At 65.3% G+C, this 25,972-nt stretch carries 24 protein-coding genes; 4 read left to right on the plus strand and 20 right to left on the minus strand.

Annotated features, from left to right (window positions below; all coding sequences use genetic code 11):
* Nucleotides 1-41: 41 nt before the first annotated feature.
* On the minus strand, nucleotides 42-692 hold the full coding sequence (locus BDOA9_RS23725) for a protein-L-isoaspartate(D-aspartate) O-methyltransferase (RefSeq protein WP_025036459.1): 651 nt from the start codon (nucleotides 690-692) through the stop codon (nucleotides 42-44).
* A gap of 227 nt (nucleotides 693-919) precedes the next feature.
* Here BDOA9_RS23725 and BDOA9_RS23730 point away from each other — a divergent pair, with 227 nt between their 5' ends.
* The gene (locus tag BDOA9_RS23730; RefSeq protein ID WP_025036460.1) at nucleotides 920-1,291 is read left to right on the plus strand and encodes a response regulator; all 372 of its coding nucleotides are present in this window, start codon (nucleotides 920-922) and stop codon (nucleotides 1,289-1,291) included.
* A gap of 2 nt (nucleotides 1,292-1,293) precedes the next feature.
* On the opposite strand, the gene surE is transcribed toward BDOA9_RS23730, so the two are convergent.
* From surE to BDOA9_RS23790, 12 genes are all read right to left on the minus strand, one after another.
* Entirely contained in the window at nucleotides 1,294-2,061 is a 768-nt protein-coding gene (surE, locus tag BDOA9_RS23735) for a 5'/3'-nucleotidase SurE (protein ID WP_025036461.1), read from the minus strand.
* Between the two features lie 108 nt (nucleotides 2,062-2,169).
* Nucleotides 2,170-2,532 (minus strand): hypothetical protein, encoded by a 363-nt coding sequence (locus BDOA9_RS23740; protein ID WP_025036462.1) that lies wholly within the window; start codon nucleotides 2,530-2,532, stop codon nucleotides 2,170-2,172.
* Between the two features lie 60 nt (nucleotides 2,533-2,592).
* On the minus strand, nucleotides 2,593-3,924 hold the full coding sequence (gene serS, locus BDOA9_RS23745; protein WP_025036463.1) for a serine--tRNA ligase: 1,332 nt from the start codon (nucleotides 3,922-3,924) through the stop codon (nucleotides 2,593-2,595).
* Between the two features lie 137 nt (nucleotides 3,925-4,061).
* Entirely contained in the window at nucleotides 4,062-4,877 is an 816-nt protein-coding gene (tatC, locus tag BDOA9_RS23750; RefSeq protein WP_025036464.1) for a twin-arginine translocase subunit TatC, read from the minus strand.
* Nucleotides 4,874-5,368 (minus strand): Sec-independent protein translocase protein TatB, encoded by a 495-nt coding sequence (tatB, locus tag BDOA9_RS23755; protein ID WP_025036465.1) that lies wholly within the window; start codon nucleotides 5,366-5,368, stop codon nucleotides 4,874-4,876. The genes tatC and tatB overlap by 4 nt, the downstream gene beginning before the upstream one ends.
* 91 nt (nucleotides 5,369-5,459) lie before the next feature.
* Nucleotides 5,460-5,693 carry a twin-arginine translocase TatA/TatE family subunit gene (locus BDOA9_RS23760; RefSeq protein ID WP_018642198.1) on the minus strand — a complete coding sequence of 78 codons (234 nt, stop codon included), beginning with the start codon at nucleotides 5,691-5,693 and terminating at the stop codon, nucleotides 5,460-5,462.
* 166 nt (nucleotides 5,694-5,859) lie between these two features.
* Complete coding sequence (gene scpB, locus BDOA9_RS23765) at nucleotides 5,860-6,615, minus strand: SMC-Scp complex subunit ScpB (protein WP_025036466.1); 756 nt, start codon at nucleotides 6,613-6,615, stop codon at nucleotides 5,860-5,862.
* A 21-nt stretch (nucleotides 6,616-6,636) separates the two neighbouring features.
* Complete coding sequence (locus tag BDOA9_RS23770; protein ID WP_025036467.1) at nucleotides 6,637-7,476, minus strand: segregation and condensation protein A; 840 nt, start codon at nucleotides 7,474-7,476, stop codon at nucleotides 6,637-6,639.
* Nucleotides 7,473-8,501 (minus strand): beta-N-acetylhexosaminidase, encoded by a 1,029-nt coding sequence (gene nagZ, locus BDOA9_RS23775; protein ID WP_025036468.1) that lies wholly within the window; start codon nucleotides 8,499-8,501, stop codon nucleotides 7,473-7,475. The genes BDOA9_RS23770 and nagZ overlap by 4 nt, the downstream gene beginning before the upstream one ends.
* Before the next feature lie 46 nt (nucleotides 8,502-8,547).
* Entirely contained in the window at nucleotides 8,548-10,125 is a 1,578-nt protein-coding gene (locus BDOA9_RS23780) for an SPOR domain-containing protein (protein ID WP_025036469.1), read from the minus strand.
* Between the two features lie 140 nt (nucleotides 10,126-10,265).
* A complete protein-coding gene (argS, locus tag BDOA9_RS23785; protein ID WP_025036470.1) occupies nucleotides 10,266-12,056 on the minus strand; it encodes an arginine--tRNA ligase in 1,791 nt (596 codons plus the stop codon).
* A gap of 9 nt (nucleotides 12,057-12,065) precedes the next feature.
* Nucleotides 12,066-13,274 carry a deoxyguanosinetriphosphate triphosphohydrolase gene (locus BDOA9_RS23790; RefSeq protein ID WP_025036471.1) on the minus strand — a complete coding sequence of 403 codons (1,209 nt, stop codon included), beginning with the start codon at nucleotides 13,272-13,274 and terminating at the stop codon, nucleotides 12,066-12,068.
* Between the two features lie 111 nt (nucleotides 13,275-13,385).
* Here BDOA9_RS23790 and erpA point away from each other — a divergent pair, with 111 nt between their 5' ends.
* A complete protein-coding gene (gene erpA, locus BDOA9_RS23795; RefSeq protein ID WP_025036472.1) occupies nucleotides 13,386-13,715 on the plus strand; it encodes an iron-sulfur cluster insertion protein ErpA in 330 nt (109 codons plus the stop codon).
* A 288-nt stretch (nucleotides 13,716-14,003) separates the two neighbouring features.
* Here the strand turns inward: erpA and BDOA9_RS23800 are convergent, their stop codons facing one another.
* The gene (locus tag BDOA9_RS23800) at nucleotides 14,004-16,313 is read right to left on the minus strand and encodes a hybrid sensor histidine kinase/response regulator (protein ID WP_025036473.1); all 2,310 of its coding nucleotides are present in this window, start codon (nucleotides 16,311-16,313) and stop codon (nucleotides 14,004-14,006) included.
* A 153-nt stretch (nucleotides 16,314-16,466) separates the two neighbouring features.
* Here BDOA9_RS23800 and xth point away from each other — a divergent pair, with 153 nt between their 5' ends.
* The gene (gene xth, locus BDOA9_RS23805) at nucleotides 16,467-17,264 is read left to right on the plus strand and encodes an exodeoxyribonuclease III (RefSeq protein WP_042336420.1); all 798 of its coding nucleotides are present in this window, start codon (nucleotides 16,467-16,469) and stop codon (nucleotides 17,262-17,264) included.
* A gap of 15 nt (nucleotides 17,265-17,279) precedes the next feature.
* Here the strand turns inward: xth and BDOA9_RS23810 are convergent, their stop codons facing one another.
* The 6 genes from BDOA9_RS23810 to BDOA9_RS23830 all read right to left on the minus strand — a co-directional run bounded on the left by BDOA9_RS23810 (nucleotide 17,280) and on the right by BDOA9_RS23830 (nucleotide 23,447).
* The gene (locus BDOA9_RS23810) at nucleotides 17,280-18,107 is read right to left on the minus strand and encodes a tetratricopeptide repeat protein (RefSeq protein ID WP_025036475.1); all 828 of its coding nucleotides are present in this window, start codon (nucleotides 18,105-18,107) and stop codon (nucleotides 17,280-17,282) included.
* A complete protein-coding gene (gene ilvD / locus BDOA9_RS23815) occupies nucleotides 18,094-19,815 on the minus strand; it encodes a dihydroxy-acid dehydratase (RefSeq protein ID WP_025036476.1) in 1,722 nt (573 codons plus the stop codon). Before ilvD ends, BDOA9_RS23810 begins: the two co-directional genes overlap by 14 nt.
* A gap of 801 nt (nucleotides 19,816-20,616) precedes the next feature.
* Nucleotides 20,617-20,874 (minus strand): hypothetical protein, encoded by a 258-nt coding sequence (locus BDOA9_RS23820; RefSeq protein WP_025036477.1) that lies wholly within the window; start codon nucleotides 20,872-20,874, stop codon nucleotides 20,617-20,619.
* A 175-nt stretch (nucleotides 20,875-21,049) separates the two neighbouring features.
* On the minus strand, nucleotides 21,050-21,262 hold the full coding sequence (locus BDOA9_RS23825; RefSeq protein ID WP_025036478.1) for a hypothetical protein: 213 nt from the start codon (nucleotides 21,260-21,262) through the stop codon (nucleotides 21,050-21,052).
* Nucleotides 21,263-21,413: 151 nt separating this feature from the next.
* On the minus strand, nucleotides 21,414-21,590 hold the full coding sequence (locus BDOA9_RS39020) for a hypothetical protein (RefSeq protein ID WP_167361664.1): 177 nt from the start codon (nucleotides 21,588-21,590) through the stop codon (nucleotides 21,414-21,416).
* Between the two features lie 120 nt (nucleotides 21,591-21,710).
* Complete coding sequence (locus BDOA9_RS23830; RefSeq protein WP_025036479.1) at nucleotides 21,711-23,447, minus strand: adenylate/guanylate cyclase domain-containing protein; 1,737 nt, start codon at nucleotides 23,445-23,447, stop codon at nucleotides 21,711-21,713.
* Between the two features lie 315 nt (nucleotides 23,448-23,762).
* Between BDOA9_RS23830 and BDOA9_RS23835 the strand changes: the two genes are divergently transcribed.
* The gene (locus BDOA9_RS23835; RefSeq protein WP_025036480.1) at nucleotides 23,763-25,952 is read left to right on the plus strand and encodes a lytic transglycosylase domain-containing protein; all 2,190 of its coding nucleotides are present in this window, start codon (nucleotides 23,763-23,765) and stop codon (nucleotides 25,950-25,952) included.
* The last annotated feature ends 20 nt before the right edge of the window (nucleotides 25,953-25,972 follow it).

Consider the following 25,972-nt stretch of genomic DNA (forward strand, 5'->3'; position numbering starts at 1 on the left):
CCCTCACAATAAGCTGTTGGCAGCACAGCCAATCCGGAATTCTACAGCTCCCGCGCCACGCCCGGCAGTGCCGGCACGAAGCGGACCTCGACGAGTTCCTTGCGCTCGATTCCCGTTTCGGTGCGGCTGAGGCGAGTCAGCGTCTGCACGCCCTGATGCGGGCCGACGGGGGCGATCAGGATGCCCCCGACCTCGAGCCGCTCGACCAGGTTCTCCGGAATCTGCTCCATGGCGGCGGTCACGATGATGCGGTCGAACGGGCCGATGTTGGGAGGCAGGTTAAGACCGTCCCCGAGCATCACCTCGACATTGTGACAATCGAGCTTCTCAAGCCGGGCGCGTGCCGTGTCGGCGAGCTTGCGATAGCGCTCGACGGTCAGCACCTGGCCGGCGAGCCGCGACAGCACGGCGGCCTGGTAGCCGGAGCCGGTGCCGATTTCGAGCACCCTGTGCTGCTTCCGGAGCTGGAGCTGCTCGGTCATGTAGGCGACGACGAAGGGCTGGCTGATGGTCTGCCCGCAGGCGATCGGCAGTGCGCTGTCGCGATAGGCGCCTTCGCGATCGGCATCGTCGACGAAAAGCTCGCGCGGCACCTCCTCCATGGTCCGCAGCACGGCCTGATCGCTGATGCCGCGACGTCTCAGCGTGAGCTGAAACATCATCTTTTCCGGCGGCTGCTGGTCGGGCGTCATTGCTGCTTTGCTCATCTCGTCTGGCGGATCGACGTATTGCACCGCAAGAACCGGAGACGAGAATCTTGTTCCGGCTCAGGAACTCATGATATTCTTTCAGCGTAGCATTTGACCACAACAAGGCCTTCAAACGCTAAGCCATTTGCGAGGTTTGCGTTCGCCGAAACGCGCATTGCGTCGTCTATCGTTATCTGCGAACGTTTACGAAAATGGGCAAGGACTCTACCATGACTGCGACAGGGCTTTCGGGCCGCTCTGTTTTCCTCGTCGAGGACGAGGTCATGATCAGAATGATGGTCGCGGATATGCTGGAGGAGCTCGGCTACAGGGTTGCCGCCGAAGCCGGCGACATCAACGAGGCCATGCGGCTTGCGCAATCCACCGAGTTCGATCTCGCCATTCTGGACGTCAACGTCAACGGCAAGGTCATCTCGCCGGTCGCCGATGTCATCATGGCGAAGGGCTGCCCCTTCATCTTCGCCACCGGTTACGGCTCCTCCGGCCTGCCCGAACAGTACCGCGACCGGCCGGCGCTGCAGAAACCGTTCCAGCTGGACGCGCTCAGCAGGACGATCGAAGCCGCGCTTCGCGGCGGCTAGCTCTATTTCAGCGTCGCGCTGAGCTGTTCCGAAAACGCTTCATTGGTGCGGTCGAGCCTGAGTGGGGTGACGGAAACGTAGCGGTCGCGCAGCGCCGCCAGATCGGTGCCGGCGTCGGGCGTGTCGAGCATCGCGGTCCGCTCGAAGCCGATCCAGAAATAAGGATTGCCGCGGCCGTCCTTGCGCTCATCGATCCTGAGGAAGCCGAGATTGCGCTTTCCCTGCCGCGTGACGCGAACACCCTGCACCTCTTCCGGCGCGCAGGAGGGGAAATTGATGTTGATGACGGTGTCCTTCGGAACGCCGGCGGCGATCACCTTGCGCAGGATATCGGGTCCGAATTTGCGCGCCGTATCCCAGGGCGGCCGTTCGCGCGTTTCGACGCTGAACTCCTGCGACAGCGCGAACGACGGCAATCCCAGGATGGTGCCCTCGAGCGCGCCGGCAATGGTGCCGGAATAGACCACGTCTTCGGCGACGTTGCGGCCCTTGTTGACCCCGGACAGCACGACATCGGGCAGCTTGGCACCCAAGATATGGCGGGCCCCCATGATGACGCAGTCCGTCGGCGTGCCGCGCACGGCGAAGTGCCGCGGGCCGACCTCGCGCAGACGCAAGGGATCGTTCAGCGACAGCGAATGCGACACGCCGGACTGGTCGAGCTCGGGCGCGACCACCCAGACATCGTCCGACAGGGCGCGCGCGATCTCCTCCACGACCTCAAGGCCGGGAGCGTGGATGCCGTCGTCATTGGTGCAGAGAATGCGCATGCGGAAGGTTCGATTCCTGAAAGCGGGTCTGAGCCGTCTTATCCGGCCAGCGCCGATCAGGCAAACCGGACGATTGCGGTCCGGCGGCCGGTTCCCTGGCTGGTCCCGCTAGCGGCGGATGCGCCATTGCGGCAGGAAGCGCGCAAGCCGGCCCTCCGCGCGCAATTGCATCGCCGGCACGACCGGGTTCACGACGGAAGCCTCGATGACGCCAAGCGCCTTCAGCTGCGCGACCAACGGATCAGACGTCGGCTCCTGGGGAAAGCGCTCGCGTGCCACCGTCAGCGCCTTGTCGAAATCCGCAGCATTGACCCCGGGCTTGGCCCGCCGGCTCTGCACGAGATCGTCGTCCCAGAGGCGAGCGATTTCGATGTCGAGCACGCCGCGCAGGCGCTGATCGACGGCCTGGATTCCGGCACCGGTCACTGCCCATTGTCGGCCGACCCAGAAGATATCGCGGTGCAAGGCCATGAGCGGAGAGGCTCGGGTGGACGGGCCGGCAGGATAGCCGGCCGCCCGATCTTCGCAAGCCTAGTCGCGGCCGATCACCTTCAGCCCGCCCATATAGGGCTGGAGCAGGTCCGGGACCGCGATCGAGCCGTCCTCCTGCTGATAGGTTTCCATCACGGCGATCAGCGCGCGGCCGACCGCCGTGCCGGAGCCGTTCAGCGTGTGCACGAAGCGCGGCTTGCCGTCTGGCCCGCGCGAGCGCGCATCCATGCGCCGTGCCTGGAAGTCGCCGCAGACCGAGCAGCTCGAGATCTCGCGGAACATGCCGCCATCGCCCTGCCCGGGCATCCAGACCTCGATGTCGTAGGTTTTTTGCGCCGAGAAGCCCATATCGCCTGCGCAGAGCGTCATCACGCGGTAATGCAGGTCGAGCTTCTGCAGCACCTGCTCGGCGCAGGACAGCATCCGCTCCAGCTCGTCCTTGCTCATTTCCGGCGTCGTGATCGAGACCAGCTCGACCTTGGTGAACTGGTGCTGGCGGATCATGCCGCGGGTGTCGCGCCCCGCCGCACCCGCCTCGGCCCGGAAGCACGGCGTCAGCGCGGTCAGCCGCATCGGCAGCTGCTTCTCGTCGAGGATGGATTCGCGGGCGAGATTTGTGAGCGACACTTCGGCGGTGGGGATTAGACCGAGACGCTCGGTCTTCAGCCGCTCATGATCCGGCGCGGCGAGCAGCTCGCCCTTGATCGCCCAGAACTGGTCATCCTCGAATTTCGGCAATTGCCCCGTGCCGAACATCACCTCGTTGCGCACCAGGAGCGGCGGATTGATCTCGATGTAGCCGTGCTCGGTGGTGTGCAAATCGAGCATGAACTGGCCGATGGCACGCTCGAGCCGCGCCAGCCCCTTCTTCAGCACGACGAAACGCGCGCCGGAGAGCTTTGCCGCCGCCTCGAAATCCATGTAGCCGAGCGCGGTGCCGAGATCGTCATGCAGCTTCGGCGCAAAGCTATAATTGCGCTTGTTGCCGAACACGTGATGCTGCACGTTGCCGTGCTCGTCGACACCGTCGGGCACGTCGTCGAACGGAATGTTCGGGATCGCGGCCAGCTCTTTGTTCAGCTCATCGTCCGCGGCCTTGGCGGCAGCTTCGAGCTCCGGCATCGTGGTCTTGAGCCCGGCGACCTCGGCCATCAGCTTGGCCGCGCGCGCCTCGTCCTTGGCCTTCTTGGCATCGCCGATCTCCTTCGAAGCTGCATTGCGCCGCGCCTGCGCCTGCTCGGAGGCCAGGATCGCCGCACGCCGCTTCTCGTCGATCGCGAGCAGCGAGGCCGACATCGGCTTCAGGCCACGCCTCGCGAGGCCGGCGTCGAAGGCTTGCGGATTGTCGCGGATCGCTTTGATGTCGTGCATGGCTGTCTTCCCGTCATGGCCGGGCTTGTCCCGGCCATCCACGTGTCTGCCGCCTTAGATCAAGTCGTGGATGCCCGGGTCAAGCCCGGGCATGACGAATCATGGGCCGAACAGCGACATGATAGTGCGAAAGTGCCCTACTCCGCCGGATTAGCCGGCGTCGACACGTCGGTGCCGGTGGCTTGCGACGAGGCCGCCGCCTTCCTCTCCACCATCGCCACCGCGAGGATCGAGCCCTCGTAGAGCGCCATCAGCGGAAACGCGAGGGAGCACTGGCTGATCACGTCGGGCGGGGTCAGCACCGCCGCGATGACGAAGGCGATGACGATGAAATAGCGCCGCTTCTCGCGCAGCATCTTCGATGTGACGATGCCGATCCGCCCCAGCAGCGTCAGGATGACCGGAAGCTGGAAGGCGATGCCGAAGGCGAAGATCAGCGACATCATCAGCGACAGATATTCGCCGACCTTCGGCAACAGCTCGATCTTTGCGGTCTCGTCGCTGCCGAGCTGCTGCATGCCCAGCGAGAAGCGCGCCAGCATCGGGAACACAACGAAATAGACCAGCGTCGCACCCAGCACGAAAAAGAACGGCGTCGCGACCAAATACGGCAGGAAGGCCTGCTTCTCGTGCTTGTAGAGCCCGGGCGCCACGAACATGTAGACCTGCCCCGCCACGATCGGGAACGAGATGAAGGCCGCGCCAAACATCGCCAGCTTCAGCTGGGTCAGGAAATATTCCAGGAACGCGGTGTAAATGAGCTTGGCGTTTCCGGGCTCGCCGACGGCCAAGACATATGGCCAGACCAACACGTTGAAAATCTGCTTGGCGAAGAAGAAGCAGAGGATGAAGGCCACGCCAAAGCCGAGCAAAGCCTTGATCAGCCGCGAGCGCAGCTCGATCAGGTGGTCCATCAGCGGGGCTTTGCTGGCCTCGATATCGGCGTCGGTCATGACGCTTTGGCGTCCTTGATCGCTTCGGATGGCGCGGTGTCCTGCGCAACCTTTGCCTGTTCGACTTCACGGGTGATCGCGAGCGGCTCGTTCGCGGCCGCATGCGCTTCGGCTTCCATGAAGGTTGAAGGCGTTGGGGTTTCCGGTGTCGTGGGCGTGACGGGCGGATCGACGGAAGTGGCGGCCGGCGTCTCGGCCGGCTTGTCCAGCGCATCGACGCGAAGCGCGTCGCTCACGTCCTGCTGGAGCGAGGTCAACGGATTGAATCCCGTGGCGGCTTCCTTGACCTCGTCAAAACTCTTCTTGAGGTCGGCCATCTCGGCCTCGCGCATCGCCTCCTGGAACTGGCCCTGGAATTCGGCGGCCATCTTGCGCGCCTTGCCCATCCACTGCCCGACCATGCGCAGCACGCCCGGCAGCTCTTTCGGGCCGATGGCGATCAGGGCCACGACCCCGATGAGGATCAGTTCACTCCACCCGATGTCGAACATGAGGTCTTCCGTTCACGCGAAGCCGGGGCCGGCCCAATCCCTTGCGCGCAGGATCGGGTCCGCTACCCGCGTCTCGCGTGCTGCTTCCGGCTCAGACGGCCTTGCTGCCGACGTCGGACCGCGCCGCAGTCGGCGCCGCATTGTGCTCGATCGACTTGGCCGGCTCGGGCTTCTCGGCAGGCTTGTCGTCGTCCTGCATGCCCTTCTTGAATGCCTTGATGCCCTGCGCCACGTCGCCCATCAGATCCGAAATCTTGCCGCGGCCGAACAGCAGCAGGACCACTGCGATCACCAAGATCCAGTGCCAAATGCTGAGTGAACCCATCCTGCAACCCTCCAAACGCGCATGGCCGGGGACCCGGCCGATCTTCACCGAAACCTAGGCTTGGCAGGCCTCAAAAACAAGGACCAAGGCAGCGCCAATTCGCTGTCGGCGCTACGCAATCTTGCTAGTGTTAACTGGTCGCAGGGGGCCCGTAATTCGCCGGGAGTCACTCTTCGGCGCCGCCCTCGCCGCCCCCCTCATTGCCGCCTTCTGGCGGACTCTCGGGCTCGACCGCAGGCGCAAGGGCGAGATCGAGGTCATCGCCCGGTTCCAGCGGATCCTCGTCCTCCCGCAGGGCCGGATCATCCGACGGTGTCGGCACGCTGAAGCCGGTCGGCAGGCGCGAATCCAGCAGGCCGGTGCCCTTCAGCTCTTCCAGGCCCGGCAGATCGCCGAGCTGTTCCAGGGTGAACTGCGACAGGAAGTCCTCGGTGGTTCCAAAGGTCAGCGGGCGGCCGGGCGTCTTGCGACGGCCGCGCGGCTTGATCCAGCCGGTCTCCAAGAGCACGTCGAGCGTGCCCTTCGACGTGACGACGCCGCGGATCTCCTCGATCTCGGCCCGCGTCACCGGCTGGTGATAGGCGATGATCGCGAGCACCTCGATCGCGGCCCGCGACAGGCGGCGGGTCTCGGTGCTCTCCCGCGTCATCAGCCAGGCCAGATCGCCGGCGGTGCGGAACGTCCATTTGTTGGCAACGCGGACGAGATTGACGCCGCGCGAGGCGTAATCGGCCTGCAATTGCTCGAGGGCAGCCTTGACATCGACGCCTTCGGGCATGCGCTTGGCCAGCGTCGCGGTGTCCAGCGGTTCACTCGACGCGAACAGCAGCGCTTCCAGCAGCCGCAATTCTTCGGGGCGCGCCTGGGATTCGTTCTCCATCGGCTCGACCTCTTCTACCCGCACTTCAGCCAGGCTTGCCATGGCAGATTCTCCTTCTTGCACTTAAGCGACCGGCGCATCAGGCGCAGGAGCTGCGTCCGGGACCGGTTTTGGGCGCCCCTTCCGGAAATAGATCGGCGCAAACGCTTCCTTCTGATTCAGCTCGAGCTGGCCTTCGCGCACCAATTCGAGCGCGGCGGCAAAGCTCGAGGCAAACACCGTCGCGCGCTGCGTCGGGTCGGCGACATGCCGGATCAGGAAGTCGTCGAGAACACCCCAATCGTCCTGCTCGGTGATGCTGCCGACCAGCCGCTCCAGCGTGGCGCGCGCTTCGGCGAGCGACCACACCGTGCGCTTGGCCAAATGCACGCTCGCCAGCACGCGCGACTGGCGCTGCGCGGCATAGGCGGTGAGAAGGTCATAGAGCGTTGCGGTGTATTTCGGATGCTTGATCTCGGCGATCTGCTCGGGCTCGCCGCGCGGGAAGATGTCGCGCTGCAATTGCGGCCTGTTCATCAGCCGGTTGGCGGCTTCGCGAATGGCTTCCAGGCGGCGCAGGCGGTTGGCAAGCGCGGTAGCCATCTGCTCGGCGCTCGGGCCTTCCGCGCTCGGCGGCTCCGGCAGCAGCAGACGCGACTTCAGGAAGGCAAGCCATGCAGCCATCACCAGATAGTCCGCGGCGAGCTCCAGCCGGATCTTTCGCGCAGCCTCGATGAAATGCAGATACTGGTCGGCGAGCGCGAGGATCGAGATCTTGGCGAGGTCGACCTTCTGCTGCCGCGCCAGCGCGAGCAACAAATCGAGCGGGCCCTCATAGCCCTCGACGTCCACCACCAACGCCGGCTCACCCTCGGCGAGCTCTGCGGGCCGCCCGGTTTCGAACGATAGGATTTCTGCGGTCATGCCGATGCCGTGTTTGCCCGTGCGATCAATGCGTCCAGTTCGGCGCGTGCGGCCACGCGGTCGAACGGCTGCGGCGGCTTGCGTGCGGCGAGCGCGGCGTTCGCCCGCTCCAGTGCCCTGCCGGCCAGCTCTGGTGTCTCCGCGGCGACGGCGCGCATCTCCTCGATGTTGCCGTTGCAATGCAGGGCCACGTCGCAGCCGGCCGCGAAGATCGCGCGGGTCCGCTCGGCGATATTCCCCGACAGCGCGTTCATCGACACGTCATCACTCATTAACAAACCCTGGAACCCGATTGCGCCGCGAATCACGTCAGCAATCATTGTCGCAGATGTCGTCGCCGGATGGGCGGGGTCGACCGCGCTAAACACAACATGTGCAGTCATGGCCATCGGCAGATCAGCCAGCGGCTTGAATGCGGCGAAATCCGTCCGCTCCAGCTCGTCCCGGGGCGTATCGACGGTCGGCAGCTTGAAATGGGTATCCGCGGTGGCGCGGCCATGCCCGGGAATGTGCTTGAGGACCGGGAGCACGCCGCCCTGCTCCAGGCCCTCGGTGACCGCGCGAGCAATCGCCGCGACCTTGCCCGGCTCGGTGCCGTAGGCCCGGTTACCGATGACCGCATCGGCGCCCGGCACCGGCACGTCGGCCAGCGGCAGGCAATCCACGGTGATGCCAAGATCGGCGAGATCGGACGCGATCAGGCGGGCGCTGAGGCGTGCCGCGGTGAGTCCGAGGGCCGAATCAGTGTCGTACAAATTCGCGAAGACGGCCCCCGGCGGATAGACCGGCCAGTTTGGCGGCCCCAGCCGCTGCACCCGTCCACCCTCCTGGTCGATCAGGACCGGCGCATCGGGAGCATTCGCGACCGAACGCAAATCCGCAACCAACGCAGTAACTTGCGCCGGCGTCGCGACATTGCGCTTGAACAGGATGAAGCCCCATGGGCGTTCGGCACGGATGAACTCCCGCTCAGCGGCGGTCAGTTCCGTTCCGGATACGCCGGTAATGAAGGCCCGCGTGCTCATAACGGCCGATTAACCCTGCCCCGCCAAGGGGTCAAGGAAACGGCCGTTAATTCCTCTGGACGAAGCAGGCAGACAGGCCTGCGGACTTCAGGTTGTTGCAGGCCTGCGTCGCTTCCTCGGCCGAACCATACGGGCCGGCGAAGGCGCGGTAGACGATGCCCTTGCCCTTGTCGGTCAGGTCGACCCGCTTGATCACTGGGGACCGCGAGCCGAGCACGCTGCCGTATTTGCTCTGAAGCACCCGGTAGGACGCGGCGGCGCTGTCCTCGCTCTGCTGCGAGGAGACTTGCACGATGTAGCCGCCACCGCTGCTGGTGGGCGCGATCTGCGTCGGGTTGGTCGCAGCCATCCGCTGCGGCGGCTCGGCCGCCGGGGACGATTGCGGCGCCAGCGACATCGGCTGGTTGGCACTGGCATTGGCCGAGGTCGGCGGATTGCGCGGCGCGGCAGGCGCAACTGGCGCGGCAACAGGCTTCGGCGCCGCAGGCGTCGGCTTGGCGGCGGCCGATTGCGGCACGGCGCTATCGGTTTGGTCGCCCTTTACCGCCACGGTCCTGATCGGGCGCGGCGAATTGTTCGGCAGGGTGCCGTTGCTCTGGGCCGGCCCCGCGCTCGGCGGCGGCACGTTCGACGGCGACACGCTCGCCACCGAGGGCGGGTTCGCATTCTGGTTCAGCGGCGGGAACACCACGCGCGGCCCGCTCGCCTTGGCGTTGACATCGACGGGCGCCTCCTCACGCGGCACGATCTTTTCGGTGCCGTCACCGCTGACCATGCGATCCGGCACCTTGGCCGCGGAGTCCGTCGGTGCCGGCACGATCTTGGTCGGCGTGTTGTCGGCCTTGATGATCGGCGGCTCGCCGCTGCGGGGCGAGCCGATATAGGTCTTGTAGGCGAATGCGGCTCCGGTGCCGACCACGGCAAGCGCAAGGATCGCCGCAACCGTCATCATGCCGCCGCGCTGCTTCTTCGGCTCCTCGACCTCGTCCTCGGGATAGTCGCTTTGGTAGGCGTAAGGGTCGTCGGGATAGGCCGGCTCGCGCTGATAGTCCTGCTCGCCCGTCTCCAGCCGACCATAGAGCGCATCGTCGTAGCGCGACGGATCGGGCTGCGCATGCGGCTCCTGATATGACTGCTCCTGATATGACTGCTCCTGATAGGCCTGATCGTGCTGCTGATAGGCCTGCCCCTGATACGCCTGATCTTGATAGGAGTGGTCCTGGTAAGCCTGCTGTGGATGAACGACAGGCTCGGGCGCGGCAGGCTTGGCCGCGTAGCGATGCAGCGGGTGAACCGGGCTTACGGAAACGGGATAGTCAGGCTCCAGCGCCGGCTGCGGTTGCACGTTGGCGCGCCGCATCCATGAGGGCGGCCCCGACGGCGCCGGCGCGTGCTCAGTGTAATCCTGCTGATCATCGACCTGGCGGTCATCGTCGTCGTGATAGCTTTGGGCGGGCGCTGCCGGCGGACGCGCCGTCGACCGCGACTGCGTGGCGAACGGATCGGTCTGCCCGATCAGCCGGGCGAGCTCGGCCAAGGGATCGCCTTCCGCCTTCCCACGCTGATCGCCACCGCGAGCATAGTCATCGGAAGGAAACGGTCTGTCCTGATATCGTTCGGCCATCGTGATGATGCGTCCCTTCGGGAAAGCCGCGCGCCCCTCGACCAAGGCGCGGCCTTCGACCCACAAGGCTTTCAACCAAGTCTAAGCGATCCGGCTTCTGCCGGTTACCCCCGAATTCCCCTTAAGTAGTTCGCCCCAAACTACCGCATCTCGTCCGGGGCATGGACGCCGAGGATGGCGAGGCCCGATGCCAGGACCGAGACGACGCCCTGGACCATTGCCAGTCGCGCCTTTGTTAGAACTGCATCATTATTGATAATGAAGCGTAAATAGGGCAAATCCCGCCCCTTCGTCCAAAGTGCATGAAATTCGCTGGCTAAATCATAGAGATAAAAGGCAATTCGGTGCGGCTCGTGGGCCGCAGCGGCGGCTTCGAGCATACGAGGATATATTGCGAGCCGCTTGAGAAGTTCAAGCTCGACCGGGTCTGACAGCTGCTCCACCGCCGACTCACTCAGCCAGGCAATGCGCTTGTCGGCATCCTCCGGCAGGTCCGGGAACACTTCGGTCCTCGCGTTGCGGAAGATCGAGTGGCCGCGGGCGTGGCCGTACTGAACGTAGAACACCGGGTTGTCGCGCGACTGTTCCATAACCTTGGCGAGGTCGAAATCGAGCACCGCATCGTTCTTCCGGTACAGCATCATGAAGCGGACGGCGTCCTGGCCGACTTCATCCACCACCTCACGCAAAGTGACGAAGTCCCCGCTCCGCTTGGACATCTTCACCGGCTCGCCGTTGCGCAAGAGCTTCACCAGCTGGACGATCTTGACGTCGAGCGATCCCTGAGCCGAGGTCGTCGCCTTCACCGCCGCCTGCATGCGCTTGATATAGCCGCCATGATCGGCGCCCCAGACGTCGATCATCTCGGCAAAGCCGCGGTCGAACTTGTTCTTGTGATAGGCGATGTCGGAGGCGAAGTAGGTGTAGGAACCATCCGACTTGATCAGCGGACGATCGACGTCGTCGCCGTAAGCGGTCGCCCTGAACAGCAGCTGCTCGCGGTCCTCCCAATCCTCGACCGGCGCGCCCTTCGGCGGCGGCAGGCGGCCTTCATAGATGTCGCCCTTGGCCTTCAGGAAGTCGATGGTCTCGGCGACCTTGTTGTTGCCGGTTTCGATCAGGGAGCGCTCGGAGAAGAACACGTCGTGGCGGATGTTGAGGGCGGCGAGATCGTCCTTGATCTCGTCCATCATCATTGCAATGGCCTTGGCGCGCACGGTCGGCAGCCACTGGGCCTCGCTCATGGCCAGCAGCTTGTCGCCATGCTCTTTCGCCAGCGCCTGCCCGACCGGCTTGAGGTAGTCGCCGGGATAGAGGCCTTCCGGAATGGCCCCGATGTCCTCGCCGAGCGCCTCGCGATACCTCAGAAACGCCGAGCGCGCGAGCACGTCGACCTGGGCGCCGGCGTCGTTGATGTAATATTCGCGCGTGACGTCGTGGCCGGCGAACTGGAGCAAGCTCGCCAGAGCGTCGCCGAACACGGCGCCGCGGCAATGGCCGACATGCATCGGCCCGGTCGGGTTGGCCGAGACGTATTCGACATTGACCTTGGCGCCGCCCCGGATGCGGCCGTAATCGGCGCCCTCGCGCAGCACGGTGCGCAGCGCCTCGGCCCAGGCGGCCGGCCTCAAGGTCAGATTGATGAAGCCGGGACCGGCGACATCGACCTTGGCGATCAGCGCATCGGCGCGCAGCCGCTCGGCGATCTGCTCGGCGAGGTCGCGCGGCTTGGCCTTTGCCTCTTTCGCAAGCACCATGGCGGCATTGGTCGCCATGTCGCCATGGGAGGCATAGCGCGGCGGCTCGACCACGACGCGGGAGAAATCGATGCCCTCGGGCCAGCCGGCGTCCTTCGCCAGCGCGCGGCAGGCAGCGTGCACGCGTGCGAGCACGTCAGCGAACAGATGCAGCGATGAGGAGGTCTGGGGCATGGCCGCCGCCTAACGCAAATCCGGGGTCGAGTCAAAGAGCCGCTGGTGCTCGGTCAGGGCGAAGCGGTCGGTCATTCCGGCAATGAAATTGCCGATCCGGCGGGCCCGATCGCCCTCATCGTCCCCCTCCGCCCCGATCAGCCATTCCGGCGGCAGCTCGGCCGGCGATTTCAGGTATTTTGCGAACAGGTCGAACAGGATCTGCTCCGCCTCTCTCATCACCCGCATCACCCGCGCATGGCGGTACATGTGCTGGTACAGGAAGCGCTTGATGGCGGCCTCCTCCTCGGCGACCTCGGCCGAGAATGCGACCAGGGCGCGGCTCTGCCGGCGGACATCCTGGGCCGATTGCGGCTTGACCGCGGCAAGGTTCTTCTGCGTCTCGGCGAACACCGCACCGATCAGGTGCGAGATCAACTCGCGCACCAGCTCGGCGCCGCGCCTGAGGTCGTCGAGATCGGGATAATGCGCCGCAGTCTCGGCGATGATTTCCGCCGTCAGCGGCATCACCTTGAGATCGTCGAGCCGGAACAGGCCGGCACGCAGGCCGTCATCGATGTCATGGGCGTCATAGGCGATGTCGTCGGCGATCGCGGCGACCTGCGCCTCCAGCGAGGCAAAGCTCCACAATTCGAGATCGTAGGTCTTGACGTAGTCGGCGATCCCGACGGGAACGCCGTGATCGCGGTAGCGCCCGACCGGAGCGCCGCCGCGGTCGGTCAGCGGACCGTTGTGCTTGACGATGCCTTCCAGCGATTCCCAGGTCAGGTTGAGCCCGTCGAACTCGGGATAGCGGTGCTCGAGCGAAGCCACGACGCGCAGCGTCTGGGCATTGTGGTCGAAGCCCCCGAACGCCTTCAGGCAGGCGTCCAGGGCCCGCTCGCCGGCATGCCCGAACGGGGGATGACCGAGGTCGTGCGCGAGCGCGAGGGTTTCGGTGAGGTCCTCGTCGAGCCCGAGCTGGCGGGCCAGCGCGCGGGCGATCTGCGCCACCTCCAGCGAATGGGTCAGCCGGGTGCGGTAGTGGTCGCCCTCGTGGAACACGAACACCTGGGTCTTGTACTTGAGCCGGCGGAACGCGGTGGAATGGATCACCCGGTCGCAATCGCGCCGGAATGGGCTGCGGGTCCGGCTCGGGGGCTCGGCGACCAGCCGGCCGCGGCTGCGATCGGGGTCGCAGGCATAGGGCGCGCGGGGGGCAGCCATTCCGACGGACACGGCGAATTTAGTCCCTATCCATTTGATTCTGCGTATGGTGGCACTTAACTATGTCGGGCGCGGGATACCAAATGAATTGGGTATGACGCCACCGACGATCGGAGACCTGCGATGACGACTGCCGTGACCATCAGCGACCGCGCCGCACGCCGGATTGGGGAGATCCTCAAGGGCGAAGGCTCTGGCGCGATGCTGCGCATCTCGGTCGAGGGCGGCGGCTGCTCCGGCTTCCAGTACAAGTTCGACATCGACCGCGCCCGCACCGACGACGATCTCGTGATCGAGCAGGACAATGCGGTGGTGCTGGTCGATTCCGCCTCGCAGCCGTTCCTGGCGGGATCGCAGGTCGATTTCGTCGACGACCTGATCGGCGCCTCGTTCCGCGTCAACAATCCCAACGCGACGGCGTCCTGCGGCTGCGGGACGAGCTTCTCGATCTGATCGGACTCGAAATCCGCAAAACAACCCCATGCACAGTAGCGGGGCATTGTTTGGATTGAGTTTTTTTGATTATCCGAATCAGACTTGCTCCGTCGGGCAAAACAGGGGTAGGATATGATCATCGCGAGATCCCCGATCGCGGATGCAATGGCTGCCGGGAGAGCGCTTTAAGCTTTTGCCGGCGACCTCTGCGGGCAATAGCCGCCTGAGCAGCGCGCCAAGCGAGTACCATGATCGGCGGGGGTGATTGTCTCGCGATGCCCTCGTCGGCAATTTGTGACCGGCAGTTCAAGCCCCCGTGATCTGCGTTTCCTCGTCCGTCCATTCGACGTCGGCAGGCGACAGCTCCGGCTGGAGCGGTGCGTCCTCCGACATGACATGACCGTCCAGCGCCCGCAGGAGCGCTCCGACCAGCGTCGGCTTGCGCAGCGGCTTGGCGATGAAGTCCGACATGCCGGCCTCGCGGCAAATCCTGATGTCCTCGGGGAAGGCATTGGCGGTCAGCGCGACGATCGGCAAGGCTTCGAAGTGCTCGCCTTGCGCGCGGATCGCGCGGGTGGCGGCGAGCCCGTCCATATCGGGCATGCGCACGTCCATCAGCACGACATCGTAATTGCCTTCGCAGGCTGCCGCGACGGCTTCGGTCCCGTCCGTGACGACACGCAGCTCGACGTCGAAGGCCCCCAGCATCTTGCTCACGACCATGCGGTTGACCGCATCGTCCTCGGCGACCAGCACCTTCAGCGGCCGGTCGAGGCCGGCGATCCGGGCCTTGAGCTCGTCGGCTTGGTCGCGCCCGGCGGCCTGATCGGAGGCCTGCGCCTGGCTCCAGGGCAGCACCAGCGTGAAGCGGAAGGTCGAGCCCTCGCCCGGCGTCGAGGTGACGCCGATCGTGCCGCCCATCTGCTCGATGATCCGCCTTGAGATCGCAAGGCCGAGGCCGGTACCGCCAAAGCGGCGGCTGATCGAGGCATCAGCCTGGGCGAAGTCGCTGAACAGCAAGCCGAGCTTTTCCGGCGCGATGCCGATGCCGCTGTCGGTCACCGTCCATTCGACGGTCGCCAAGAGGTCGCGCCGCGCCTGGCAGGTCGCCGCTATCGTTACCTCGCCCTCGTCGGTGAACTTCACCGCGTTGGAGGCGAGATTGAGCAGCACCTGGCGGATGCGCGCGACGTCGCCGCGGAGCGTCGGCGGCAGGTTCGGATCGAGTTCGACCTTGACCACGAGCCCCTTGCTCTTGGCGCTGGCGCGCGCCACGGTCGCAACCGTCTCGACCAGCGCCTGTGGCGCGAAGTCGATCGCCTCGAACTGGAAGCGGCCGGCCTCCAGCTTGGAGAGGTCGAGAATGTCGTTGAGGATGCGCTGCAGGTTGTCGCCGGACTCGCGGATCGTGTTGACGGCCTCGCGCTGCTCCGGATCGAGCCTGGTTTCGAGCAGCATGCTCGCAAGCCCGAGCACGCCGTTCATGGGCGTGCGGATCTCGTGGCTCATCACAGCGAGGAAGTCGGACTTGGCGCGGCTTTCGGCCTCGGCCTTTTCCGCGCGCCAGCGCTCGGTGACGTCGCGTCCGAAGCCGCGATAGCCGAGGAAATGACCGTCACGATCATGGGCCGGCTTCGCCGTCAGCGACCACAGCCGGGCTTCGCCGCCAGCGACGACCTTGAGATTCATCTCGTGCAGCGGCTCGGCCTGCTCCATCAGGCCGACGATGTTGTAGGCGGCGCTCTTGTCCTCGGGGCAGAGCATGTCGAGCACGTCGGCGAAATGCGATCCCTTCAGCAGCGCAAGCGGCAGCTGCGCGACGTCGGCGAAGCGTTGCGGCACGTCGACGAGGCATCCCTCGGCGTCGGTCTGCCAGAGCCAGTCGCTGGCGTTCTCCTGGAAGTCCTTCAGCAGCAGCGAGATGATCTCGGTCTGGCGCTCGAGCTCGAGCTGGGCCTTGAGATTGCCGAGGAAGAGATCGCCCTGAGAAACGATGTTGCGCGCCATGAAGAACGCGAACAGCAGCAGGAACAATGCGGTCACCAAATATGGCCCGGTGCCGCACAAGAGGAGCGCGCCGACGCAGGCGATCGTCATGGTGGCGAGATAGACGAGGCCCGCGCGCGGGAAGGTCGAGAGCGTGAAGGCGCCGCCCGACATCATGCCGACCATCAGGCAGGCCAGGATCAATTGACCGGTCGGCTCGATGCGGCTGAACAGAGCGAGCGGCAGCGCGCCCCAGATCGCGGCGAGAAAAAACGCCTGCCGCAGCATCTGCCGTGCCGCGCGCGGCGATGCCTCCTGCGGCGGGTTCTGATGCGACTTGTGCCACGCGCGCACCGCTAGCGAGGCGGCGGCGGCGAGCGTCAGGCCCCAAATCGCGAGGAAGTCGTTCCAGCCCCTGCCCCAGAACAGGATCAGCACGATGGCGACATTCAGCATCGTCACGGCCATCGTCACGGGCATCAGCTGGGTCACCGCGTCGATCTGCTTGGCACGGATGCGGCGAATCTCGCGCTCGCTGAGGCCGGCGGTCAGGCCGTCCTCGATCTCGAAGCCGCCGAGCCAATACAGGAACGCGCCGATCAGGCCGTCACGCGGCTGAGTTCGCTTCATCGCCTTGTCCGGCCATCCATCCGAGGAACCTCTTGACGATCAATGGCCTGCGGCCTGCTTAAGCCGGGTTAATTTTGTGGGAGATTTTGCGGCCGGCTTGACGGGCGTGTTTGCTTTTTGTTCTAACCAAGCCCCCTGCCCGGAGCCCTCCCCATGCCCATCAGAGTAGCCACCTGGAACGTGAACTCGGTCCGGCAGCGGATCGATCTGCTCCTGACCTGGCTGAGAGAGTGCCAGCCGGACATCGTCTGCCTGCAGGAGATCAAGTGCGTCGATGAGGCCTTTCCGCGGCTGGAGATCGAGGCGCTCGGCTACAACGTGGTGACGCACGGGCAGAAAACGTTCAACGGCGTCGCCCTGCTCTCCAAGCTCCGGTTCGACGAGACCAAGTCGGGCCTCGCTGGCGACGACGAGGACACCCACGCCCGTTTTCTCGAAGGCGTGGTGACGCTGAAATCCGGCGTGGTCCGCATCGCCTGCCTCTATCTGCCCAATGGCAATCCGGTCGGGACCGAAAAATATCCCTACAAGCTCAAATGGATGTCGCGGCTTCTTGATTATTCGAAAGAGCGACTCAAGGAGGAGGTCCCGCTGATCCTGGCCGGCGACTTCAACGTCATCCCGCATGCCCGCGACGTGCACAATCCCGCCGCCTGGACCGAGGACGCCCTGTTCAAGACCGAGACGCGCGAGAGCTTCCAGTCCCTGCTCGGCCTCGGTCTCACCGACGCCTTGCGCGCCGTCACCGACGAGGGCGGGCTCTATACGTTCTGGGACTACCAGGCCGGGGCCTGGCAGAAGAACCAGGGGCTGCGGATCGATCATCTGCTGCTGTCGCCGCAGGCCAGCGACAAGCTCGCCAATGTCGGCATCGACAGCTATGTGCGCGGCTGGGAGAAGCCCTCGGACCACGTGCCGGTGTGGGCGGATCTGGATCTGGAGGCGGCTTGAGGCCGCCTCCGCCGGTCACTCCCGGCGGCCCTGCACCCACTGCTCCAGCATTTGCAGGGCCATGGCGCGGTCGTCGTCGGAGGCCTTGGCAAAAGCGCGGTTGTAGCTCTCCTTGATCCAGATCTCGTCGACGCCTGCGCTGTCGCGCGCCAGCGTCAGCCACATCAGGCCGCGCGCGGCCTGCCGCGGCAGGCGGTCGCCGTTGAACAGCATCTGGCCGAGCAGCGCCTGGGCCTGGTGCTGGCCCTTCTGCGCGGCGAGGCCAAGCCAGCGCGCGCCATAGCGGTAGTCCTCGCGCGAGGCGTCCGGGGTCTTCAGGTACAGACGGGCGAGGTCGTACTGCGCGTCCGCGTTGCCGAAATAGGATGCGGCATAGGAGAACATCTCGCGGGCGCGGTCCGGGTCGGCCTTGACCTTCGAATTCGGGATGCCGGCCAGATAATAGCGGCCGAGCGCGACGAAGGCGTTGGCCACGATCTGCGCCTGCGGCGCCGACGGGCTGTCCTCGGCATGCGCGTTGGCGATCCGGCTGAAATATTCGAAGGCACGCAGATCGTCCTGGGCGACGCCGTCGCCGTTGGCGTACATGCGGCCGAGCTTCCACTGCGCGATGGGGTGGCCGCCCTCGGCGGCATATTGCAAGGCGCTGAGCGAGGTTTCCTGGGTGGCGACCGCAGGCGGAACCTTGGTGCGCACCGCACCCGCAGCGCCGGGCAAGGTCGTCACGACCGGGATAGTGGCGTCCTTCGGGTTGACCGGCGCACCGTCGAAGGCGAGCGCCGGCGCGGCCAGCGCAGCCGCCCCCAACACAAACGCAACTGTGGCACGCCTAAATGTCCGCATAGCACTGTTTCTCGTGCGCGCCGCCCGGATGGGTCACTGCCCCCCCGACCGCCGGTCCAACCTGCTGAGCATATTTCCAGAGCGCACCCGACGTGTGGTTAGTCGCGCGGGCGCTCCAATTGGTTCTGCGCTGGGCGAGCTCGGCGTCGCTCAATTTTACGTTAAGGGTACCGGCCACCGCGTCGATCTCTATGATGTCGCCGTCCTCGAGCAGCCCGATCGGGCCGCCGACCGCCGCCTCCGGCCCGACATGGCCGATGCAGAAGCCGCGGGTGGCGCCGGAGAAGCGGCCGTCGGTGATGAGCGCGATCTTGCCGCCCATGCCCTGGCCGGTCAGCGCTGCCGTGGTCTGGAGCATTTCCCGCATGCCGGGACCGCCCTTCGGCCCCTCGTAGCGGATCACGATGACTTCGCCTTCGCGGTAGGTGCGGTTCTGGACCGCCTCGAACGCGTCCTCCTCGCGGTCGAAGCACCTGGCCGGACCGGTGAACCTGAGGTTGGACATTCCCGCGACTTTCACGATCGCACCTTCTGGCGCCAAATTGCCCTTCAGACCGACCACACCGCCTGTCACGGTGATGGGCTTGTCCGCCGGATGCACCACGTCCTGGTGCGGATTCCATTTCACGCTCTTGAGGTTTTCGGCGATCGTGCGGCCCGTGACGGTAAGGCAATCACCGTGCAGGAAGCCGTTGTCGAGCAGCGTCTTCATCAGAAGCGGTATGCCACCTACTTCAAACATGTCTTTGGCGACATAACGGCCACCCGGCTTCAAATCCGCGACATAAGGTGTCTTTTTGAAGATTTCAGCGACGTCGAACAGATCGAACTTGATGCCGACCTCGTGTGCGATCGCCGGTAGGTGCAGCGCAGCATTGGTCGAGCCGCCCGATGCTGCGACCACAGCCGCCGCATTCTCCAGCGCCTTGCGGGTGACGATGTCGCGCGGCCGGATGTTCTGGGCGATCAGGTCCATCACCTTCTCGCCCGCGGTCATGCAGAAGGCGTCGCGGATCTCGTAGGGCGCCGGGGCGCCGGCCGAGTACGGCAGCGCCAGACCGATCGCCTCGGAAACGGTCGCCATGGTGTTGGCGGTGAACTGCGCGCCGCAGGCGCCGGCCGAGGGACAGGCGACACGCTCGATCTCGTCGAGGTCCTCGTCCGACATGGCGCCGACCGAATGCTTGCCGACCGCCTCGAACATATCCTGCACGGTGACCTGCTGCCCGCGGAAATTGCCGGGCAGGATCGAGCCGCCATAGATGAAGATCGAGGGCACGTTGAGGCGCACCATCGCCATCATCATGCCCGGCAGCGACTTGTCGCAGCCGGCCAGCCCGACCAGCGCGTCATAGGCATGGCCGCGCACGGTCAGCTCGACCGAATCGGCAATGCATTCGCGCGACGGCAGCGAGGAGCGCATGCCGTCATGGCCCATGGCGATGCCGTCGGTCACGGTGATGGTGCAGAATTCGCGCGGCGTGCCGCCGGCAGAGGCGACGCCCTTCTTCACCGCCTGCGCCTGGCGCATCAGCGCGATGTTGCAAGGAGCGGCTTCGTTCCAGCACGAGGCGACGCCGACGAAGGGCTGGTGGATCTGCTCGGTGGTCAGACCCATGGCGTAGAAATAGGACCGATGCGGCGCGCGCGCAGGGCCTTCCGTCACGTGACGGCTCGGCAGCCTCTGCTTGTCAATCTTCGCGCCCATCGCAACCAGCTTCCCCGGCCAACCCTTTCAGACCCGAAAAATCAGAGCCAAGATTTGAATCGACCTTGGGATTTTCTCGTCGCCCTCGAAGACCGCCGCTGCCTTAAAACATTCGAGCGATTTTATTCATGTTCGGGTGTGGCCAAAAAGCGGCGGCGCTGCGAACGGCCGGTGATGAGGGTTAAATCCAGTGAGGGTGTTGCTCACACAGCACAATCGTTACCGGGAAGACACGGATAGGCCTACGTTGATACCGCCCGAAGATGATGGGCTACAACCTGAGATTTTCCGGTAGGCGCAAAACCCTCAAGCTGGAATGGCCGACGGGTATACCGGCAGTGAGTCGCCCGTCCTGGGAGCGAGGCGCATCGCTCGTGTCCCGGACAAGCTGCAACGCGTGGAGCGTTGCAGCGCAGAGCCGGGACCCAGCGGGTCGCACTCGCTGACGCATGGGCCCCGGCTCAGCAGCGCACCGATGGAATAGCGCTGCGCTGCCGTCCGGGGCACGAGACCGGTGTGTTCGTACACAGTCGTCCCAACGTCGTCATTGCGAGCGCAGCGAAGCAATCCAGAGTCCTCTCCGCGGCGGGATTCCGGATTGCTTCGCTGCGCTCGCAATGACGGAGTACGAGGTAGCAGCATCGCCCTTCTCTCTCGCGTTTCGAATCGCGGACACCCCTTCGCCTTCTCGCAGCGGGTTGGCCGGCATAGAAGATATTTCCGAATTTCGACAAAGCGGAAACTTTCAGGTGGATCGATTGACAGAGAAGCGACACACCGACGAGATGGCGACCCTGAACATCAGGACCGCCCGCGCGAGCGCTGCGCCTGGGCCCAAGCGACAGCGACGTCGGTTGGCGGAACATCGACGCGCTTGATAGGCGTCAATTCGCCGGAGGCCGAGACGATCGCCGTCTCTTCGCGGCGGCAGCGCGTGCAGACGAAGCGAACCTCATGCGGGGACGCCGACCAGTTCAACCGCTTCACATTGGCCGCCATCGGCCAGGCATCGCAATGCGAGCACGACACCAGAAAACGACCGGGATCGAGCATACCCATTTCATTGGACTCCGAATCCTGCCGCTTCCTTCAATGATTAATCCATGTGAATCGTTCCGGTGTCCAAGCACCGCCTTTGGCTGCTGCTACCGGTTCCGCACGTCCGCAAAGCATGGCGTGGGCGATCGCGTTTCGACCTCACCGACGGCGTCGGGCCATTGCGGTTCCTGCCCGTTCAGCGGGCCCCCTTGAGGGTGCAGGAGGTCGTGCAGGTGACCGTCGTGCCGCGGTCGCACGCTTTGCAGGCGCTGACACACTGGTTCAGGTCGCGCGGATTGTAGCTGTAGCTTCGCAGCGGACAGGCGGGCGTCGTCGAGCCGGTGATGTCCTGCTCCTTTTCGCAGGCCGCCGTCATGAGCGCGAATATGATCACTGCAACGAGGCGCATGGGATTGCCCTGTCAGGCATGGCAATTCACATTCACGAGGCGCGCTGCATCGCAGCGAACCCCGGCCTTCCCAACACGAGCGCCGCCGATCAGCGATGCTCGCTTGCTGCAAGGATGCGCGCCAAACGTTAAGAACGGATTTCAGCCGGCCTCAGGCCGCAGCCGTCGTCGCGATCGCCTGCCGGATGTCGACGGCCAGCTGACGGTACTGTTCCCCGAGCTTCAAATAGAACTCGCGCTTGCTGCTGTCGGTGGCGAGCTTGGCGATCAGCTCACATTCGGCGGTGAGCGTTTCGAACCGTTCCAGCCTGTCTTCGAGATGTGTCATCGGCGTGTCCCCATCAGACGCCTCAGGGAATGCAGCCTAGGCCCGGGAAATAGGTCACGGCGAACATCGTTATGGAGTAGCATCTTTTTTTCCGGCGCGGGGCCGGACCGCAAGGAGCGGCTATTTCTGCTCCAGCCGCCAGACGCCGTCCCAATTGGGATCCGGCGGATTGGCCGCAAACTGCGCGATGCGGCCGAGCATCGTGCGCGAGGGACCATCGCCGGGAACCGCCTCGAGCGCCGCGTTGAAAGCGGCGCGGGCCTCGTCGAAACGGCGCGCACGATAAGCTTCAAGACCATCGGCATAGTGCGTGCGCAAGCTCACTTGCGCCTCGTTAAGTGCGCCCGCTCTCGCCATCACCTCGAAGATCGCCTGCGGCGCGCTTTGGCCCGCGACCGCCAGACGATCGATCTCGCGCAATTCCAGCCGCGATCCGATCCCGTCCGCGGTCGCGTGCGAGATCAGGATGCGGGTGCCGTAGACCTTGTTGACGGCCTCCAGCCGCGAGGCGAGGTTCACCGCATCGCCCATCACGGTGAAGCTCATCATGAGCTCGGATCCGATGCTGCCGGTCAGGACCTCGCCGGTGGCGATGCCGATGCGCAGATCGCACGGCGCCGGCATGGCGCGGATGCCGAGCAGATCCGGCAGCTGCTTCTGCAGCGCAGGCACCTGGTCGGCCATCTCGACGGCGGCCAGCCCGGCGAGCAGACCCTGCTCATCCTCCTCGATGAAGGGCGGGCCCCAATAGGACATGATGGCGTCGCCGATATATTTGTCGATGATGCCGCGATTGTTTCTGATCGGAGCGGACATCACGGTGAAGTAGTGGTTCATCACCTTGACGAGGCCGCGCGGCGTCATGCCCTCGCTCATCGAGGTGAAACCGCTCATGTCGCAGAACATGATGGTCATCACCCGGCGCTCGCCGTCGATGGCGACCTCCGGCCGGTCGATCAGGCCCTGCACCACCTTCGGGTCGATGTAACGGCCGAAGGTCTCGCGAATGCGCTCGTTGTGCCTGAGCTGCTCGATCATGCGGTTGAACGCCGCGGCGAGTTCGCCGATCTCGTCCTGCGTCGAGACGGTGATGGGCTTGTCGAACCGGCCCGCCTCGACCTCGCGGGTGCCGGCCAGCAGCAGCCGTACCGGGCGCGTGATGCCGCTGCTCACCAGCAGCGCAAAGACGAAGCCGACGATCGCCGCGAGCAGGGTCACGACGCCCGAAACGATGATCGCCTGATGCTGGCGGCCGGTCACCTGCGACGTCGAGAAATAGACCTGCGTCAGCATGTCGGCGCGGATCGCATCGACCTTCCGGTTGAAGGCATCGCGCAGCACGTCGATGTGCTCCAGCGTGCCGCGGGCCTCGGCCATCTGCCGGGCGTCGACTTGCTTGAGGAGCTTCGCGTGGTTCTCGGTCAATTCGCGGCGCAGCTCGGTGACGGCGGTTTCGATGCGGATATCGATCCGCGCCAGTGCGGCATTGTCGGAAAACGTCCTGGGGTCCTCGATGATCGCGTTGATGAGCTTGCGAGCGGCCTCGGCCTCGTCCTCGAACTTGCGGTCGGTTTCCTCGAAAGCGCGCAGGCGCGTCGCATAGGCCGCCTCGTCCGACGGCGACTCCATCCTGGCCATCACCATCTGCCGCAGCGCCAGCGCCCGCTCCAGCGAGCGGATGTTCGCGCGCGCCAGATGGCTGTAGGCCGGAATGTAGCGGTTGGTGAGTTCGTCGAGCAAAATGCCGACCTGGCTGGACATCACCATCGACAGGATCGAGGTGACCAGCATCAGGACGATCAATCCGAGAGCGATACCGACGATCTTGCGCCGGATCGACTGGTTGAAAATCGGCATAGGTGCAGGGCAAAGGTTGAAAGGATGAAGCGAGGGAACTCATACACCGGATTTGGCCGAGGGAACACGCGCAATCTGGGCCGTTCTGACGTCCTGTGCCGTGCCAATGGTCGCGCGAGCCCTGATCGTTAATAAAGGTTAAAGCCGCTTCCTCTTCCGCCGTTTCGGAAGTTCCGCGGTTCCGATCCGTATTTTGCCGCATTGTTGCGACAGCTTCAGGATGCGACACGATGCCGATGCATCGTTCGATGCTTTGATTCGCAAGCCGCATGTGCGGACCTTGGTTTGTAGTGGTTTCGCAGGGGGGACCATCGAATGAACCAGTGCCTACGCTCGCTCGCGTGTGTCGTTGCCGTGGCCGCGATGGCCCTCCTTCCCACCGAGCTGGCGGCAAAGAGCAGTCACAAATCATCCGCGCCGAAGAAGACGCACGAGGCGAAAGCCGGCAAGCACCGCCACGCCGCCGCCGGCAAGGCGCGTCATGGCAAGCACGCCGAGGCCAAGCGCAAATCGAAGAAGACGGTCGAGCAGCCCGTCGACAAGCCGGCGCCGCCGCCGCTGACCGGCGATCTCGCCGCGCTGAAGGACGCCATCGATCTGACGCGCAAGGGCAAGACCGAGGACGCGAGCGCTGCGCGCGAGCGCATCACGGACCCGGCCGGACAGAAGCTCGCAGACTGGTTCATGCTGCGCCATTCCGAGAGCACGGCGAATTTCAAGCGCTACGCCGCCTTCCTCGCCGCCAATCCCGATTGGCCGAGCAGCGCCCTGCTCCGCCGCCGCGCCGAGGCGCGGCTATGGCAGGAAAAGGCCGACGCGGCCATCGTGCACAAATTCACGATGGATCGTCCGACCAGCGCCAAGGGCAAGTTCGCGCTCGCGCGCGTTCTGCTCACTGAGGGCGAGACCGACAGGGCGGCGCGGCTGGTCCGGGAAACCTGGCGCGCGGAGGAACTGTCCGAGCGGAGCGAAGAGGATTCCTACCAGGCCTTCCGTGATCTGCTCACGGCGGACGATCATCGCGCCCGCATGGACAAGCGTCTCGGCGCCAAGGACTATGACGGCGCGCGCCGCGCGGCCAGACGGCTCGGCGAGGATGCGCTTGCCATCGTCAAGGCCTGCGCCGCCGTCACCGGCAAGGCCAGCAAGGCCAAGGACTATCTCGAGGACGTGCCGACTGATGCGCGCCGCGATCTCGGCTACGTGCTGTGCCGCGCGCAATGGCACCTGCAGAAGGACCGCATCGACGACGCCGCCGAGGTGATCCTCGCCGCCGCGCCCGAGACCATGGCCGCCCAGGACACCGACGCGTGGTGGCGCGAGCGCCGCCTGCTCGCACGCAAGCTGCTCGACCAGGGCAAGTCCAGCACCGCCTATGAGGTGGTGCGCACGGCCGCGGTGCCGGAAAAGGAAGTCTACCGCGTCGACCATCACTTCATGTGCGGCTGGATCGCGCTGCGCTTTCTGAGCGACCCCAAGACGGCGCTGATGCACTTCGCCGCGATCGACGATGGCTCGGCCAATCCGATCGCGCTGTCGCGAGCCCATTACTGGCGCGGCCGCGCCGCCGAAGCCATGGGTGCGACGGCCGATGCGCGCATCAGCTATCGGGCGGCGGCGCGCTATCATACGGCCTATTACGGCCAGCTCGCCCGGGCCAAGCTCGGCCTCGATGGAATCGAGCTGCGTGCGCCCTCGCCCGTGCTGGCCGCGGCCGGGACGCAGCTTGCGGACGAGCGCGTGCGCGCCGCCGACATGCTCTACGGCATCGGCGAGCGCGACATGGTGTTCTACTACGCCGAGGATTTCGCCAAGGAGAGCACCGATGTCGCCGCGCTCGAAGCGCTCGCCGAGCTCGCCGGCCGTCGCAACGATGCGCGGGTGATGCTGGTGGTCGGCAAGACCGCGCTGGCGCGCGGGCTCGCGCTCGACCATTACGCGTTCCCGACCATCGGCATTCCCGAGCACAAGCAGGTTGCGCCCGCGATCGAGACCAGCGTGATCTATTCGGTCGCGCGCACCGAGAGCTCGTTCGATCAGCGCGACAAGTCGCCGGCCAACGCGGTCGGGCTGATGCAGGTGACGCCGGAAGCCGGCCGCGACACCGCCAGGCGTTTCGGCCTGACCTATGACTGGGACAGGATGGTGTCCGATCCCGTCTACAACACGCAGATGGGCGCGGCCGAGCTCAGCGCGCTCCTGTCGGAATATCGCGGCAACCAGATCATGACCTTCGCCGGCTACAATGCCGGCCGCGGCCGCGTGCGCGAGTGGGTGCAGGCGCGCGGCGATCCACGCGACCCCAATGTCGATCCGGTCGACTGGGTCGAGCGCATTCCGCTGTCCGAGACGCGAAACTACGTCCAGCGCGTGATCGAGAACGTGCTGGTCTACCGCGCAAGGTTCGAGGGCAGCGGCACGGTCGCGGGCAAGAGCGACCAGCGGGTGGTGACACACGAGGCCGGCGCGACGGCGCCCGTGGCGGCCGCAGCACCCGTTCCCTGATCGAGGCCGCCGGGGCTGGA

The organism is Bradyrhizobium sp. DOA9 (assembly GCF_000617845.2).
GTDB lineage: Bacteria > Pseudomonadota > Alphaproteobacteria > Rhizobiales > Xanthobacteraceae > Bradyrhizobium.

Coding starts and splice junctions, on each gene's coding strand:
- BDOA9_RS23725 (WP_025036459.1), bottom strand. CDS start 692: ATGACGCCCGACCAGCAGCCGCCGGAAAAGATGATGTTTCAGCTCACG.
- BDOA9_RS23730 (WP_025036460.1), top strand. CDS start 920: ATGACTGCGACAGGGCTTTCGGGCCGCTCTGTTTTCCTCGTCGAGGAC.
- surE (WP_025036461.1), bottom strand. CDS start 2,061: ATGCGCATTCTCTGCACCAATGACGACGGCATCCACGCTCCCGGCCTT.
- BDOA9_RS23740 (WP_025036462.1), bottom strand. CDS start 2,532: ATGGCCTTGCACCGCGATATCTTCTGGGTCGGCCGACAATGGGCAGTG.
- serS (WP_025036463.1), bottom strand. CDS start 3,924: ATGCACGACATCAAAGCGATCCGCGACAATCCGCAAGCCTTCGACGCC.
- tatC (WP_025036464.1), bottom strand. CDS start 4,877: ATGACCGACGCCGATATCGAGGCCAGCAAAGCCCCGCTGATGGACCAC.
- tatB (WP_025036465.1), bottom strand. CDS start 5,368: ATGTTCGACATCGGGTGGAGTGAACTGATCCTCATCGGGGTCGTGGCC.
- BDOA9_RS23760 (WP_018642198.1), bottom strand. CDS start 5,693: ATGGGTTCACTCAGCATTTGGCACTGGATCTTGGTGATCGCAGTGGTC.
- scpB (WP_025036466.1), bottom strand. CDS start 6,615: ATGGCAAGCCTGGCTGAAGTGCGGGTAGAAGAGGTCGAGCCGATGGAG.
- BDOA9_RS23770 (WP_025036467.1), bottom strand. CDS start 7,476: ATGACCGCAGAAATCCTATCGTTCGAAACCGGGCGGCCCGCAGAGCTC.
- nagZ (WP_025036468.1), bottom strand. CDS start 8,501: ATGAGCACGCGGGCCTTCATTACCGGCGTATCCGGAACGGAACTGACC.
- BDOA9_RS23780 (WP_025036469.1), bottom strand. CDS start 10,125: ATGGCCGAACGATATCAGGACAGACCGTTTCCTTCCGATGACTATGCT.
- argS (WP_025036470.1), bottom strand. CDS start 12,056: ATGCCCCAGACCTCCTCATCGCTGCATCTGTTCGCTGACGTGCTCGCA.
- erpA (WP_025036472.1), top strand. CDS start 13,386: ATGACGACTGCCGTGACCATCAGCGACCGCGCCGCACGCCGGATTGGG.
- BDOA9_RS23800 (WP_025036473.1), bottom strand. CDS start 16,313: ATGAAGCGAACTCAGCCGCGTGACGGCCTGATCGGCGCGTTCCTGTAT.
- xth (WP_042336420.1), top strand. CDS start 16,467: ATGCCCATCAGAGTAGCCACCTGGAACGTGAACTCGGTCCGGCAGCGG.
- BDOA9_RS23810 (WP_025036475.1), bottom strand. CDS start 18,107: ATGCGGACATTTAGGCGTGCCACAGTTGCGTTTGTGTTGGGGGCGGCT.
- ilvD (WP_025036476.1), bottom strand. CDS start 19,815: ATGGGCGCGAAGATTGACAAGCAGAGGCTGCCGAGCCGTCACGTGACG.
- BDOA9_RS23820 (WP_025036477.1), bottom strand. CDS start 20,874: ATGGGTATGCTCGATCCCGGTCGTTTTCTGGTGTCGTGCTCGCATTGC.
- BDOA9_RS23825 (WP_025036478.1), bottom strand. CDS start 21,262: ATGCGCCTCGTTGCAGTGATCATATTCGCGCTCATGACGGCGGCCTGC.
- BDOA9_RS39020 (WP_167361664.1), bottom strand. CDS start 21,590: ATGACACATCTCGAAGACAGGCTGGAACGGTTCGAAACGCTCACCGCC.
- BDOA9_RS23830 (WP_025036479.1), bottom strand. CDS start 23,447: ATGCCGATTTTCAACCAGTCGATCCGGCGCAAGATCGTCGGTATCGCT.
- BDOA9_RS23835 (WP_025036480.1), top strand. CDS start 23,763: ATGAACCAGTGCCTACGCTCGCTCGCGTGTGTCGTTGCCGTGGCCGCG.